The organism is Streptomyces griseiscabiei, assembly GCF_020010925.1.
GTDB classification, from domain to species: Bacteria; Actinomycetota; Actinomycetes; order Streptomycetales; family Streptomycetaceae; genus Streptomyces; species Streptomyces griseiscabiei.
In genome coordinates, this window is sequence record NZ_JAGJBZ010000002.1 from 610131 (window position 1) to 624811 (window position 14681).

The following is a 14681-nucleotide window of genomic DNA, read 5'->3' on the forward strand; positions in this document are numbered from 1 at the left end:
TGTGCGCCGGTTCAGTCCAGCCAGTGCCGACAGCCGATGCTGATGAGCCGCATCCGGCGGCTCGCCAGCCGGGTCACCCGGAGGCGCTCCTCCGCCGGCCGCTCCCGCGCCTCCAGGAACAGCGAGGCGGTCACCAGCATCTGATCGACGTACAGGCCCGCGAGCATCAGCCGGTCGTCGTCGGTCCACCCCTCGGTCTCCGGCCGCCGCGCCAGCTCACCGCACACCTCCTCGGCGAACCGCACCAACTGCCCCTGGATCGCGTCCCGCACCGGCTGGACCCCGCTGTGCCGTTCGCGCGCGATGAACCGGACGTGCGCGGGGTACGCGTCGACATGGCGGGCGATCAGATCGACGGCGCGCTCGATGAGTTCGTCGCTGTCGCCCACGGCCGCCATCAGATCCCCGAGCACGGGGTGCAGGCTCCCGAGCACCTCCTCGACCAGCGCCACCCCGAGGTCCGCGGTCGACCGGAAGTGCCGGTAGAACGCGGTGGGGGCGACGCCCACGGCCCGGGTGACCTCGCGAAGTCCCAGGCTGCTGAGGCTCTGCTCCTCCAGCAGACCCAACGCGGCGTCCATGAGCGCCTGCCGGGTCTTCCGCTTCTGGACCTGCCGGACGCCGAGAGTGTGACTCATGCCATGCAGTTAACAACTGTTCTCCGTAATTGCAAAGCCGGGCGGCGCGCTAGACTTGGCAGTCAGTGAACAGTTGTAACCACAACGAGAGGCGAACCCGTCATGCTGTTCCTCGTCGCCGCGCTCCTGCTGCTGGGTGTCGTCCTGGGCACCGTCGCCCATGTGCCCGTGGCCGTCTCGTCCGCCCTCGCGGCCGGTATCGCCCTCTGGCTCGCGGTCTTCGCGTACCGCGAGCGTCACGCCCGACGCACCCGCGCCACCGACTGACCGTCCCCTCCACCCACTTCGGGAGCAGACCGACCATGCAGCTCACCGCCGCACGTCAGCAGACCGCAGCGACCACCACCGGCAGCCGCACCCGGGGCCGCGACACCGACGGGATGGCCGTCGCCTCCTTCGTCCTCGGTCTCCTGGGCCTCCTCGTGCTCAACCTCTTCCTCGGCCCCATCGCCATCGTCCTGGCGGCGGTCGCCCTCAAGCGCGGTACGGCCCGACGGGGCCGCGCCCTCCTCGGCCTCGGCCTGGGCGTCGCCGACCTCGTGGTGCTCGCCACCCTGATGCAGACCACGAACACGGTGTCCTGGAGCTTCTGAGCGCCGGACGGCTTACGGCCAACTCCAGGAGCACCCGAAGCCGCTCGACCACAGCCCCGTAGAATCGGGCTCACCATGGCTTACCTCGACCACGCGGCGACCACCCCGATGCTCCCCGAGGCGGCAGAGGCCCTGACCGCCCAGCTGAGCGTCACCGGCAACGCCTCCTCGCTGCACGCCTCCGGCCGCCGAGCGCGGCGCACCGTCGAGGAGGCCCGTGAAACCCTCGCCGAGTCCCTCGGGGCCCGCCCCAGCGAGGTGGTGTTCACCTCCGGTGGCACCGAGGCCGACAACCTCGCCGTGAAGGGCCTGTACTGGTCCCGCCGCGACGCGGACCCGGCCCGCACCCGGGTCCTCGCCAGCCCCGTCGAGCACCACGCGGTCCTCGACGCCGTCCACTGGCTCGGGGAACACGAGGGCGCCACCGTCGAGTACCTCCCGGTCGACCCGTACGGCCGAGTCCACCCCGAAGCGCTCCGCGAGGCCGTCGCCCGCAACCCCGACGATGTCGCCCTGGCCACCGTGATGTGGGCCAACAACGAGATCGGCACGATCATGCCGGTCCGCGAACTCGCCGACGTGACGGGGGAGTTCGGCGTCCCGCTGCACGCCGACGCGGTGCAGGCCTTCGGTCAGGTTCCGGTCGACTTCGGCGCCTCGGGCCTCGCCGCGATGACCGTCTCCGGCCACAAGGTCGGCGGCCCGTACGGCATCGGCGCGCTGCTGCTGGGCCGCGAGTACAGCCCCGTGCCCGTGCTGCACGGCGGCGGCCAGGAGCGCCATGTCCGCTCCGGCACCCTCGACGTCCCGGCCGTCGCCTCCTTCGCGGTCGCCGGCCGGCTCGCCGCCGAGCAGCACGCGTGGTTCGCCCGGGAGATCGGCGCCCTGCGCGACGCGCTCGTCGAGGCGGTCCGCGCGGCCGTACCGGACGCCGTCCTGGGCGGTGACCCGTCCCCGGGGGGACGCCTCCCGGCCAACGCGCACTTCACCTTCCCCGGCTGCGAGGGCGACTCCCTGCTGCTCCTGCTCGACGCCCAGGGCATCGAGTGCTCCACGGGCTCCGCCTGCACGGCCGGCGTCGCCCAGCCCAGCCATGTCCTCCTGGCCACGGGCACCGACCCCGACCTGGCCCGCGGCACCCTCCGCTTCTCCCTCGGCCACACCTCCACGGAGGCGGACGTCGAGGCGGTCGCCAAGGCGATCGGCCCGGTGGTGGAGCGCGCCCGCAGCGCGGGCCTGAGCTGAGCGGCCGCACCCGGTCCCCGGCCTGGGTCGTGCCCCTAACTCTCCATCACCATCAGGCTGGCCATCATGCCCTCGTCCTCGTGCTGGAGGAGGTGGCAGTGGAGCATGTACATGTAGGTGTCGTCGGCGAAGTCGGTGAACTCCATGGCGATCTTGATGGAGCCGCCGCCGACCACCTCGTAGGTGTCGAACCAGCCGAGATCGACGCCGGTCGGCTCCTCGCCGTTGATCTCGATCAGCTGGAACGGCACGTCGTGCAGATGGAACGAGTGCTCCAGCATCGTGTTGTTGGTGATCGTCCAGATCTCCTTAGAGCCGAGCGTCGTCATGATCGTCGCCATGGAGTCCATGGTGGTGCCGACCGCCCCGTTGATCGCCATCTCCAGGCCGTCCTGGTCGAGCGTGATCTCCCGGGCGGTGAAGCCCGAGGTGTCGTACCGCTCGATGGTGTTGAGGGAGGACGGCAGGTCGTCGGGGGTGTCCGAGGCGTCGGGGGTGACGGTGAGGAAGTCGTACGTTCCGCTGCCGCCCCGGACCCATCCGGTCGTGATGACGGCCTGGAGCGTCACCGCGTCGCTGAGGTCCATCACGAACTCGGCGCGCCCGCCCGCGACCAGCCGGATGCTCTTCACCTCGGTGGCCTCGGTGAGATAGCCCTGCTCGGTGGCGACCTGGGTGAGCATGCCGCCGTCGCCGCGCTGGACGGTGATGATGTCGGAGGGGGAGGCGTTCAGGACCCGGAACCGGGTGCGGGTCCTGGTGGCGGTGAAGGTGAGCGTGGTGTCGTCCACGTTGGTGCCGTTGCAGAGCACCGGGTAGCTGAGCGTGTTCTGGAGATAGCCGGTCAGGTTGTACTTGATGTCGCCCGCGCTGTCCGTCGCCAGACACTGCAGGACGAGCGGGATGTCGTCCACGCCGTACTCGCTCGGCAGCGCCGCGGACGCGTCGGTCTCGTCCTCCACGATGATCAGTCCGGCCAGCCCGTGCACGACCTGCTCGGCCGTGGTCCCGAGCGCGTGCGGGTGGTACCAGAGCGTCTTGGCCTCGTCGAGGATCTCGAAGGTCGGGGACCAGGTCTCCCCGGCGGCGAAGGCGTTCTGCGGGCCGCCGTCCATGTCGGGCGGGATGTGCGCGCCGTGGAAGTGGACGCTGGTGTCGGCGTCGAGGTCGTTGGTGATGTTCAGCAGGACCGTGGAGCCGGTGGTCCACTTCATGGTGGGGCCGAGGTACGACCCGTTGTAGCCGGCGGTGTCGCTGGTGGCGCCGCCGAGCACCTCGTGTGTACCGGTCCGCGCGGTCAGCGTGAACGTGGTGGTGCCGTCGGAGGTGGTGCCCTCCAGCAGGTCCGGGACGTTCAGCGTGGCGGTGTTGGTCGCGGCGCCCGCCTTGTTGCCCTTCGCGTCGGTCAGCAGCGAGAACGTCGTCCCGGCCACCGCGACCGCCGCCAGTCCGGCCCCCGCCATCCCGCCGAGGAACGTGCGGCGGTGCAGTCCCCTGCCCCTGCTCTTGCCCCGGTGGTTGGCCTTGCGCTCCGTGTTGTTCGTCATGAGCCGGGATGCTCGACCTGAGGGCTGTGTGGGCACTGAGGTGAAATTAGGAGAGGACCGAGGGGGCTGTGAGACCGCCCTGAGCTTGCGAATCCCTCAACTCGCCTTGTGGAAGGGAGAGTTGAGGCTGCCGCAGGTCGGGTCCGGGGTGCGGGACGTATCGGACGGCCGGCCGGCGGGAGACGTCCGTCAGCCCGTGCGGGTGTGATGCGTGCCACATCGCGGCGGGTCTGTGCCGCCGCTGTTCCGACCCCCTCGCACCTCTGTGACCTGGCTGTCCGTGCCCGTCGGGATCAGGCGGGGGTCGACTTCTGCGCGGCCGCCGCCTCGCGCACCAGCTTCATGTACCGGTCCCAGTCCCAGCCCTCGCCGGGGTCCGTGTGGTCCGTGCCCGGGACCTCGACATGGCCGAGGATGTGCTCGCGGTCGAGCGGGATGTCGTAGCGCGCGCAGATCCGGGCCGTCAGCCGCGCCGAGGCCTCGTACATCTCGTCCGTGAAGTCCTCGGGCTTCTCCACGAAGCCCTCGTGCTCGATGCCGACACTGCGCTCGTTGTAGTCGCGGTTGCCCGCGTGGTACGCCACGTCCAACTCGCGGATCATCTGCGTGACATGGCCGTCCTTGCGGACGATGTAGTGCGCCGCCGCGCCGTGCTGCGGGTCCTGGAAGACCTTCACCGCGCTGGCGAAGCTGCCCTGGGTGACATGGATGATCACCATGTCTATGCCGAAGTCGTCCGGCCGGTCCGCCAGCCGCCAGTTCGCGTCCGACGCGGCGACCCACTTCGCGCCCGTGTAGTCGACCTCGCCCTCCTTGCGCGGCTTCGACACCCCCGGCACCCGCCACCACGCGCGCGTCAGCTCGTCCCGGGCGACCACGGCCGTACCGACGGCCGCCACCGCCGTGCCGATGAGCAGCGCCCGGCGGCCCACGCGCCGGCCCGCGTCCTGGCCGCCGGAGGCGCTCGCGCCACCCCCGGAGCCGGTCGACCCGTTCTTCGAAGCCCGTCTCGTTCCCACGAGATCGTCAACGGATACTCGCGGGCTCCGGTTCCCGGCGCCCCTTACCCTTGAAGGGTTATGACTGAGATCCCGCAGCGCTCCCGCCCCCTCCGTGTCCTCGCCGCCATGTCCGGCGGGGTCGACTCCGCCGTGGCCGCCGCCCGCGCGGCGGAAGCCGGGCACGACGTGACGGGCGTCCATCTGGCGCTCTCCGCGAACCCGCAGTCGTTCCGGACCGGCGCGCGCGGCTGCTGCACGATCGAGGATTCCCGGGACGCCCGCCGCGCCGCGGACGTCATCGGCATCCCCTTCTACGTGTGGGACCTCGCCGAGCGCTTCCGCGAGGACGTCGTCGAGGACTTCGTCGCCGAGTACGAGGCCGGACGCACCCCGAACCCCTGCCTGCGCTGCAACGAGAAGATCAAGTTCGCGGCCCTGCTCGACAAGGCCCTCGCCCTGGGCTTCGACGCGGTCTGCACGGGCCACTACGCCCAGGTGATCGTGAACCCGGACGGCACACGTGAGCTGCACCGCGCCTCCGACATGGCCAAGGACCAGTCGTACGTCCTGGGCGTCCTGGACGACCGGCAGCTCGCCCACGCCCTGTTCCCGCTCGGCGACACGGTGACGACGAAGGACGAGATCCGCGCGGAGGCCGAGCACAGGGGGCTGGCCGTTGCCAAGAAGCCCGACTCCCACGACATCTGCTTCATCGCCGACGGCGACACCCAGGGCTTCCTCGCCCACCGCCTCGGCCGCGCCGAGGGCGACATCCTCGACGAGTCCGGCAACGTCCTGGGCACCCACGAGGGCGCCTACGGCTACACCATCGGCCAGCGCAAGGGCCTGCGCATCGGCACCCCGGCCCCCGACGGCAAGCCGCGCTACGTCCTCGACATCTCCCCGGTCGACAACACGGTCACGGTCGGCCCCGCCGCCTCCCTCGACGTGGACGCCCTCACCGCGATCCGCCCCCGCTGGTGCGGCGCCGCCCCCACCGGCCCCGGCACCTACACCGCCCAGCTCCGCGCCCACGGCGGCGAGACCGAGGTCCGCGCGGAACTCGTCGACGACACCCTCCAGGTCACCTTCACCGAGCCCGTCCGCGGCGTCGCCCCCGGCCAGGCGATCGTCCTGTACGACGGCACGCGCGTCGTCGGCTCGGCGACGATCGCGTCGACCACGCGCGCGCGTGCGGGTGCCGTCTAGCCCCAGGCCCAGGCCCGGGCTCGGGTCCGCGGCCACGATCGCCCTCCCCGGGTAGCCGTCCGCGCGTGCGCGGCGCAGGCTGCTTGGTGAGCTTCGAGCTCTTCCAGGAGGCCCTCGACGGGCCGCAGGGGGACGTAGGAGGTCGCCATGACAGCCACAGATCCGGCAGGACAGGCGGGGAACCCGTCCCGGGGCCCGGCCCCGGACCCGTCGAGGGACCGTCGGAGTCTCAGTCACCGGATGCGGTACGCGCTGCGCCATCCCCGGCGCGTGCCCGCGCACGCCCACCGCGTGGCCCGGGACACCTGGCTGCGGCTGCGGCACCGGGATCACATCGCGTACTACCGGGCCGTGATGGCCGCCGACACCGCGCGCAGCCCGGAGGCCGCCGTCGGGCACAACCCGTCGGTGGAGAAGTGGGAACGCATCGGGCGGATGCAGTTCGACTACCTGCTGCGGCACGGTCTGGAGCCGCGGCACCGGATGCTGGAGATCGGCTGCGGGAACCTGCGGGCCGGGCGCCTGTTCATCGACCACCTGGACGCCGGGAACTACTACGGCGTCGACATCTCACCGGCCATTCTCATGGAGGCCCAGCGCACCCTCGCGCGAGAGGGTCTGCAATCCAAACTCCCTCACCTCGCGCTCGTCGCCGACCTCACGTTCTCCTTCCTGCCCGCCGGGCACTTCGACGTCGTCCACGCGCACAGCGTGTTCTCCCACTCGCCGCCGCACGTCATCGAGCAGTGCCTCGCGCACGTCGGCCGGGTCCTCGCCCCCGGCGGCTTCTTCGACTTCACCTTCGGCCGTACCGAGGGCCCCGAACACCAGGTGCTGCACGAGGACTTCTACTACCGGACCGAGACCCTGGTCTCCCTGGCCCGTGAACACGGCCTGTCCGCCCGTCTCATGGAGGACTGGGAGGAACTGCCGCACCGCCAGTCCAAGATCCGGGTGACCGTGGCGCAGGACGCCGCCGGCGGGCAGGGGTCCGATGTCGGTGGGGCCCCTTAACGTGGGCGTATGAACATCTGCGTCTTCCTCTCCGCCGCCGACCTCGACGACCGCTACACACGCCCCGCCAAGGAGTTCGCCGAGCTGATCGGCAAGGGCGGGCACACCCTGGTGTGGGGCGGTTCGGACGTCGGGCTGATGAAGGTGGTCGCCGACGGGGTGCAGGAGGCGGGCGGCAGACTGCTGGGTGTCTCCGTCGAGTTCCTGTCGGCGAAGGCGCGGCCCGGCACCGACGAGATGGTGGTCGCCCGGGACCTCGCCGAGCGCAAGCGACTGCTCCTGGAGAAGGCGGACGCGGTCGTCGTCATGGTCGGCGGGACCGGCACGCTCGACGAGGCCACCGAGATCCTGGAGCTGAAGAAGCACGGCCACACCGAGATGCCGGTGGTGCTGCTGAACACCGCCGGTTTCTACGACGGCCTGAAGGAGCAGTTCCGGCGCATGGAGGACGAGGGGTTCCTGCCCCGCCCCCTCACCGACCTGGTCTTCTTCGCGGAGGAGCCGGTGGGCGCGCTGGCGTACCTGGAGGAGAGCCGGGGCATCGCCTGAGACCGACGCGGGTGAGGGCCCGGCCCGGATGATGCGAGCATGACGGCATGGCTACTCATCTGATCACCGGGGCGGGTTCCGGCATCGGCGCGGCTGTCGCCCGGCGGCTGCACGAGCGCGGGGACGACCTCGTCCTGCACGCGCGCGACGCGGGGCGGGCGAAGGAACTGGCGGCGGAGTTCCCGGGGGCGCGGACGCTGGTCGGTGACCTGGCGGACCCGGACAAGCTGTCCTGGGCCTTCTCCCACCAGACGCTCCCGGACCGCGTCGACTCCCTGCTGCACATCGCGGGCGTCGTCGACCTCGGGGCCGTGGGCGACCTGACGCCGAAGGCCTGGCGGCACCAGCTCAACGTCAACCTCGTCGCCCCCGCCGAGCTGACCCGGCACTTCCTGCCCCAACTCCGCGCCGCGCGCGGGCATGTGGTGTTCGTCAACTCCGGCGCGGGGCTCAACGCCCACGCGGACTGGTCCGCCTACGCGGCGTCGAAGCACGGGCTGAAGGCGCTGGCGGACTCGCTGCGGTGGGAGGAGCACGGGAACGGGGTGCGGGTGACCACGGTCTATCCCGGGCGGACGGCCAGCCCCATGCAGGCGAAGGTCCACCAGCAGGAGGGCAAGGAGTACGACCCCTCCCGGTGGATCGCGCCCGAGTCGGTCGCCACGACGATCCTGATGGCGCTGGACCTGCCCCGCGACGCGGAGGTGAACGACCTGACGGTCCGCCCGGGCGCGTGAGGGCCCTGCCGGACGGGGACGCGTCGTCGGCTGCGGGTCCGGTCGTGGGCCTGAGAAGCAGGGGGCGCAGCCCCTGCTTCTCAGGGGCGCGGGGAACTGCGCGAGAAGCCCCACCGGGCCCGCACCCGACAACGCACCCACCCCGGCCAAGCCCCCCGCCAGGGAACCGTAGGCTTCGGGTCGTGAGCGAAGACTTCAGTTTCGGCCCCGCCACCGGCGTGGGGTCCATGCCGGGCGGGGACGCCCGAGAAGCCGCCAAGACCGTCACCGGCACCTTCGAGTGGCCGGAGACGGGCATGGCGTACCTCCCCGAACTCCCCGCCAGAGGCCCCGGCGCCGACATGATCGGCAGAACCGCGGGCCTGCTGGTCGAGCTGTACGCGCGCGTGGAGCCCAGCGGCTGGCGCATCGGCGACCACCCCGGACGCGACACCAAGCGGGCCAGGTCGTGGCTGGGCGAGGACCTGGACGCCCTGGAGGAGTTCACCCAGGACTACGCGGGCCCGCTGAAGGTGCAGGCCGTGGGACCGTGGACCCTCGCCACCGCCCTGGAGCTGAGGAACGGCGAGTCCGCCCTCTCCGACCCCGGCGCCTGCCGCGACCTCGCCGGGTCCCTCGCCGAGGGCCTGCGCCAGCACCTCGCCGAGCTCCGCCGCCGCGCCCCGCGGGCCCAACTCGTCCTGCAGCTCGACGAACCCTCCCTCATCGCCGTCCTGCGGGGCCAGGTGAAGAGCGCGAGCGGCTACCGCACCCACCGTGCCGTCGACCGCCAACTCGTCGAGGCCACCCTCCGCGACGTCATCGGCGTCCACACGCACGAAGGCGCTCAAGGGGCGGTCGTCGTGCACTCCTGCGCCCCCGACGTACCCTTCGCGCTCCTGCGTCGAGCCGGTGCCACCGCGATCTCCTTCGACTTCACCTTGCTCACTGAGCGTGACGATGACACGATCGGGGAAGCGGTGGAGGGGGGCACCAAGCTGCTGGCCGGTGTCGTGCCGACCACGGAGGGGGCATTGTCGGACCCTGCCGGTAGCGTCATGGGTGTCAGGACGCTGTGGCGCAGGCTGGGGCTGCATCCGGGGCTTCTCGCGGACGCGGTCACGGTCACTCCGACGTGTGGGCTCGCGGGGGTCTCCCCGGCGTACGCACGCCGGGCGCTCGCCCACTGCGTCAAGGCGGCGAGATCCCTCGCGGACAACCCAGAGTAACGGGAGGACAACACGGTGGCCGGCGACAAGGACGCACAGCCCACATCGGTACCCACCGAGGCGACGGTGCCCGCGGAGGGGACGGCGCCCGCCGAGGCACGCGAGAAGCACGCGCGGCTCGCCGAGGAGATCGAGGAGCACCGCTTCCGGTACTACGTGAAGGACGACCCGGTCGTCAGCGACGCCGAGTTCGACGAACTCATGCGCGCCCTGGAGGCGTTGGAGGACGAGTACGGTGAGCTGCGCACCCCGGACTCACCGACGCAGAAGGTCGCCGTCGAGTACGAGACCGGTCTCGCCGAGGTCGAGCACCGCGAACGCATGCTCTCCCTCGACAACGTCTTCGACGACGAGGGCCTCGCCGCCTGGGCCGAGCGCGTCGCCAAGGACGTCGGCACCACCGACTACCACCTGCTGTGCGAGCTGAAGATCGACGGCCTCGCGGTGAACCTGACGTACGAGGACGGCAGACTGACCCGGGCGGCCACCCGGGGCACCGGCCAGGTCGGCGAGGACATCACACCCAACGTCATGACGATCGCCGAGATCCCGCACCGGCTGAAGGGCGACCGCGTCCCCGGGCTCGTCGAGATCCGCGGCGAGGTCTACTTCCCGATGGAGGCCTTCCAGGGCCTCAACGAACGCCGCGTGGCGGCCGGCGAGAAGCCGTACGCCAACCCCCGCAACTCCGCGTCGGGTTCACTGCGCCAGAAGGACCCCAAGGTCACGGCCACCCTGCCGCTGCACATGGTGGTCCACGGCATCGGCGCCCTGGAGGGCTTCGACGGCGGCTTCGCCCGCCTCTCCCAGGCCTACGACCTCCTGAAGTCCTGGGGCCTGCCCACCGCCGAGCACAACAGGGTGGTCGACGACCTCGACGGCGTACGGGAGTTCATCGCCCACTACGGCGAGCACCGCCACTCCGTGGCGCACGAGATCGACGGCGCGGTCGTCAAGCTCGACGAGATCCGGCTGCAGGGCCGCCTCGGCTCCACGGCCCGCGCACCCCGCTGGGCCATCGCGTACAAGTACGCGCCGGAGGAGGTCAACACCAAGCTCATCGACATCAAGGTGGGTGTCGGCCGCACCGGCCGGGTCACTCCGTACGCCCAGGTCGAGCCGGTCACGGTGGCGGGCTCGGAGGTCGAGTTCGCCACCCTGCACAACCAGGAGGTCGTCAAGGCCAAGAACGTCCTCATCGGGGACACCGTCGTGATCCGCAAGGCCGGCGACGTCATCCCCGAGATCCTCGGCCCCGTCGTGACCCTGCGCGACGACAACGAGGTGCGCCCCTTCGTGATGCCGACCGAGTGCCCCGAGTGCGGGACACCGCTGCGCGCGATGAAGGAGGGCGACATCGATCTGAGGTGCCCCAACGCCCGTAGCTGCCCTGCCCAGTTGCGAGAGCGCGTCGCCTATCTGGCGGGCCGGGAGTGCCTGGACATCGAGCACTTCGGCGGGGTCGCCGCCGCGGCCCTCACCCGGCCCCTGGAACCGGCCGACCCGCCACTCGTCGACGAGGGCGACCTCTTCGACCTCACGGTGGAGAAGCTCCTGCCCATCAAGGCATACGTCCTCGACATGGACAGCGGTCTGCCCAAGCACGACCCCAGGACGGGCGAGCCGAAGGTCGTCACGGTCTTCGCCAACCAGAAGGGCGAGCCCAAGAAGAACACGCTCGCGCTGCTCCAGAAGATCGAGGAGGCCAAGAGCCGTCCGCTCGCCCGCTTCCTCAACGGCCTCTCCATCCGCCATGTCGGCCCGGTCGCCGCCCAGGCCCTGGCCCGTGAGTTCCGTTCGATCGAGCGGATCGAGCAGGCCACGGAGGAGGAGCTGACGGCGGTCGACGGCGTGGGCGCCATCGTCGCGACGGCGCTCAAGGAGTGGTTCGCCGAGGAGTGGCACCGCGAGATCATCCGTAAGTGGAAGGCCGCGGGTGTCCCCCTGGAGGACGTGGGCGCCGGCGAGGACGACGGCCCCAGGCCCCTCGAAGGACTGACGGTCGTCGTCACCGGCACACTCGAACACCACACCCGCGACGGAGCCAAGGAGGCCCTGCAGAGCCGGGGTGCCAAGGTGACCGGGTCGGTGTCCAAGAAGACCTCGTTCGTCGTAGTGGGCGAGAACCCGGGCTCCAAGTACGACAAGGCGATGCAGCTCAAGGTGCCCGTGCTGGACGAGGACGGCTTCGCCGTACTGCTCGAACAGGGGCCGGACGCGGCGGCGGAGGCCGCGCTGCCGGCCGAGGAGTAGGGGTTGAAGGTCACCCGTTCGGCGCATACCAGATGCATACGGGTGGCTGGTCGCATTCGGGCAACCGCCGTCGACCGCTGCCCGTGGAAGCCCTGTGCGGCCTACTGTTGAGGTTGTGCGCCTGCCGTGCCCGGACGCGTGGTGGGTTCTCGGACGCGGTGCCGTTGAGGGTTGTCGGGAGCAACGGGCCGCGTGGCGTGGGCACCGCCGGCTGTGAGAGGGACGGGAATGGAACCGACCGAGAGCGTCGCCCCGGACTCACGGCTGCGCCTGCGCCGGGTCGCCGGGGCCTGGCGCTGGGGACGCTCCCTGCTCATGGGAGGACGCCCGTTCGAGGGAAGCCCGGAGCAGACCGGCCGGGAGGGCGGTCCCGGGCGGACGACGGAGGCGGAGTCCAGGATCGGGGCGGCCCGGCCGCCGGGCCGTGCCGGCGCGCACGGCGCCCATGTACCCGGCCCGGCACAGCTCACCGCCGGCACCGCGACCGGCACCGGCGGGGCTCCCTCCCTCACCGGCGCGCTCGGCGCGAGCCGCGGTCATGAACTGCCCGGCCACGACGGAGACCGGCAGATGTCCTGGCCGGCACTGCCCGCCGTGATCGTGGGCCTTGCCGGCGCCATCCTCGGCGCCGGCTTCTACCGGGGCTTCACCGGACAGCACGCGCTCTTCCCGGCCGGCGCGGTCGGCTGGTCCCTCGCCCTGCTCACCGGCATCATCGTCGGCCATCTCGTCGCCATGGGCCGCGCCCGCTGGTGGGGCGGCACCGGCTCCGGCGCCGCCCTGACCCTCGCCGTCCTGCTGCTGTACGGCTGGGTCGCCGCCGGGATGGTCAGCCTCACCGTCGTCGTCCTCGTCGGCGTCGCCCGCCGGGGCCGCTGGCGGCAGGGCGTGCTGCACGGCGCGGTCGACATCCTCGGCATCGGCGCCGCCGCGCTCGTCCTCAGGGTGTTCGGCCGCGTCCCCTCGGTGGAGCGGCCCTGGGACCCCGACAGCTGGACCTTCTACTCGGCGCCCCAGGTGGCCCTGGTCGCCATCGCCTACCTCGTGGTCAGCCGCGTCCTGCTGTGGTACCTGGCGGCGCCGCGCGGCGGACTGCCCACGGTCGCGCGCACCGCCCTGGTCAGACAGGGCCTCGTCGCCGTCGCGCTGCTGGGCATCGCCCCGCTCGTCTGCGTCGTCGCCCTCGCCCAGCCACTGCTGCTGCCGCTCTTCGCCATCCCCCTCATCGCGCTCGACTCCACCCTGTGGATAGCCCGCGCCCGTGCCGAGGAGCAGCTGCGCGACCCGCTCACCGGACTGCCGAACCGTCAGTGGCTGCTGGAACGCACCTGGACCGCCCTGGACGACGCCGAACGCATCGGAGCGAGGTCGGCACTGATGCTGATCGACCTCGACCGTTTCCGGTCCGTCAATGACACGCTGGGGCATCTCGCGGGCGACCGGCTGCTGTTGCAGATAGCCGATCGCCTGCGGGTCGCCCTGCCGCGCGGAGCGGAGGCCGCGCGGCTCGGCGGTGACGAGTTCGCCGTCCTGCTGCCCGTCGCCGACTCCACCACGTCCGCGTCCCGGGTCGCCCGCAACCTCGTCGCCGCCCTCGGCTCACCGCTCGACCTCGACGGACTCACCCTCGTCCTGGAGGCCAGCGCCGGGCTCGCCGTCTTCCCCGACCACGCGCTCGACGCGGAGGGGCTGCTGCGACGGGCGGACGTGGCGATGTACCAGGCCAAGCGCGACCGCACGGGCGTCGAGGTCTACGAGTCCAAGCGGGACTCCAACACCCCCGACCGGCTCGGACTGCTGGGCGATCTGCGGCGCGCGCTCGACGCGCACGAGGTCGAGCTGCACTACCAGCCGAAGGTCCGCTTCGACGGCCAGGTCGCCGGTCTGGAGGCGCTGGTGCGCTGGGTGCACCCCGAGCGGGGGAAGGTGCCGCCGGACGAGTTCATAGCGATCGCCGAGTCCTCCGGGCTGATGCCGCATCTCACGGAGTACGTCCTGGAGACCGCGCTCGGACAGGTGGCGCGCTGGCGGGCACAGGGGCTGCACGTCCCGGTCGCCGTCAATGTCTCCCCGCGCGATGTCCACACCCCCGGCTTCGCCGGCGCGGTGGCCGCGCGGCTCGCCCGGCACGGGGTCCCGGCGGGGGCGCTCCAGCTGGAGATAACGGAACACGTGCTCCTGGAGGACCCCCAGCGGGCCGCGGACACGCTCGCCGGACTGACCGGGCACGGCGTGAAGATGTCCCTCGACGACTTCGGGACCGGTTACTCCTCGCTGGTCCACCTGCGGCGACTGCCGGTCAGCGAGCTGAAGATCGACCGGTCCTTCGTGGCCCGGCTCGCCATCGACAACGAGGACGCGGAGATCGTGCGCTGCACGGTCGATCTCGCGCACTCGCTCGGGCTGCTCGTCGTCGCGGAGGGCGTCGAGGACGACGAGACCTGGGAGCGGCTGCGGGACCTCGGGTGCGACGCCGTCCAGGGCTGGCTCGTCGCCGCGGCGATGCCTCCCGAGGAGGCGACCGCCTGGCTGCGGGCTCGGGGGTCACGGGGGTGGCAGCGGCCCACCGCCGCGCTGCCGCCCGCCGCCGCGGATGTGCAGCCGGGCGCCTAGTGGTTCGGGGGGTGCGGGTTCGCTTGCGGGTGCGGGTCCGGTGGGGGCTTCTCGCGCAGTTCCCCGCGCCCCTG

At 71.7% G+C, this 14681-nt stretch carries 13 protein-coding genes; 10 read left to right on the forward strand and 3 right to left on the reverse strand.

Annotated elements, in window-relative coordinates:
• Positions 1-11 precede the first annotated feature (11 nt).
• Positions 12-638: a TetR family transcriptional regulator gene (locus J8M51_RS20265; protein ID WP_086751111.1), complete on the reverse strand. Its 627-nt coding sequence runs from the start codon at positions 636-638 to the stop codon at positions 12-14.
• Positions 639-740: 102 nt separating this feature from the next.
• Here J8M51_RS20265 and J8M51_RS20270 point away from each other — a divergent pair, with 102 nt between their 5' ends.
• From J8M51_RS20270 to J8M51_RS20280, 3 genes are all read left to right on the forward strand, one after another.
• Positions 741-905: a hypothetical protein gene (locus J8M51_RS20270; protein ID WP_086751113.1), complete on the forward strand. Its 165-nt coding sequence runs from the start codon at positions 741-743 to the stop codon at positions 903-905.
• Between the two features lie 35 nt (positions 906-940).
• Positions 941-1231 (forward strand): DUF4190 domain-containing protein, encoded by a 291-nt coding sequence (locus tag J8M51_RS20275; protein ID WP_086751115.1) that lies wholly within the window; start codon positions 941-943, stop codon positions 1229-1231.
• Between the two features lie 75 nt (positions 1232-1306).
• Positions 1307-2476: a cysteine desulfurase family protein gene (locus J8M51_RS20280; protein WP_086751117.1), complete on the forward strand. Its 1170-nt coding sequence runs from the start codon at positions 1307-1309 to the stop codon at positions 2474-2476.
• Positions 2477-2511: 35 nt separating this feature from the next.
• On the opposite strand, the gene J8M51_RS20285 is transcribed toward J8M51_RS20280, so the two are convergent.
• Entirely contained in the window at positions 2512-4023 is a 1512-nt protein-coding gene (locus J8M51_RS20285; RefSeq protein WP_086751119.1) for a multicopper oxidase family protein, read from the reverse strand.
• 293 nt (positions 4024-4316) lie between these two features.
• Complete coding sequence (locus tag J8M51_RS20290; protein WP_086751121.1) at positions 4317-5042, reverse strand: N-acetylmuramoyl-L-alanine amidase; 726 nt, start codon at positions 5040-5042, stop codon at positions 4317-4319.
• 60 nt (positions 5043-5102) lie between these two features.
• Between J8M51_RS20290 and mnmA the strand changes: the two genes are divergently transcribed.
• From mnmA to J8M51_RS20325, 7 genes are all read left to right on the forward strand, one after another.
• The gene (gene mnmA / locus J8M51_RS20295) at positions 5103-6233 is read left to right on the forward strand and encodes a tRNA 2-thiouridine(34) synthase MnmA (protein ID WP_086751122.1); all 1131 of its coding nucleotides are present in this window, start codon (positions 5103-5105) and stop codon (positions 6231-6233) included.
• Positions 6234-6380: 147 nt separating this feature from the next.
• Entirely contained in the window at positions 6381-7247 is an 867-nt protein-coding gene (locus tag J8M51_RS20300) for a class I SAM-dependent methyltransferase (RefSeq protein ID WP_256963983.1), read from the forward strand.
• Positions 7248-7256: 9 nt separating this feature from the next.
• Positions 7257-7796, forward strand: a complete 540-nt coding sequence (locus J8M51_RS20305; RefSeq protein ID WP_086751126.1) for an LOG family protein — start codon at positions 7257-7259, stop codon at positions 7794-7796.
• Positions 7797-7843: 47 nt separating this feature from the next.
• A complete protein-coding gene (locus J8M51_RS20310; RefSeq protein ID WP_086751128.1) occupies positions 7844-8533 on the forward strand; it encodes an SDR family oxidoreductase in 690 nt (229 codons plus the stop codon).
• 182 nt (positions 8534-8715) lie between these two features.
• Positions 8716-9741 (forward strand): methionine synthase, encoded by a 1026-nt coding sequence (locus tag J8M51_RS20315; protein ID WP_086751130.1) that lies wholly within the window; start codon positions 8716-8718, stop codon positions 9739-9741.
• Positions 9742-9756: 15 nt separating this feature from the next.
• A complete protein-coding gene (gene ligA / locus J8M51_RS20320; protein WP_398856530.1) occupies positions 9757-11994 on the forward strand; it encodes an NAD-dependent DNA ligase LigA in 2238 nt (745 codons plus the stop codon).
• Between the two features lie 228 nt (positions 11995-12222).
• Entirely contained in the window at positions 12223-14607 is a 2385-nt protein-coding gene (locus tag J8M51_RS20325) for a putative bifunctional diguanylate cyclase/phosphodiesterase (protein ID WP_086751132.1), read from the forward strand.
• Positions 14608-14681 lie beyond the last annotated feature (74 nt).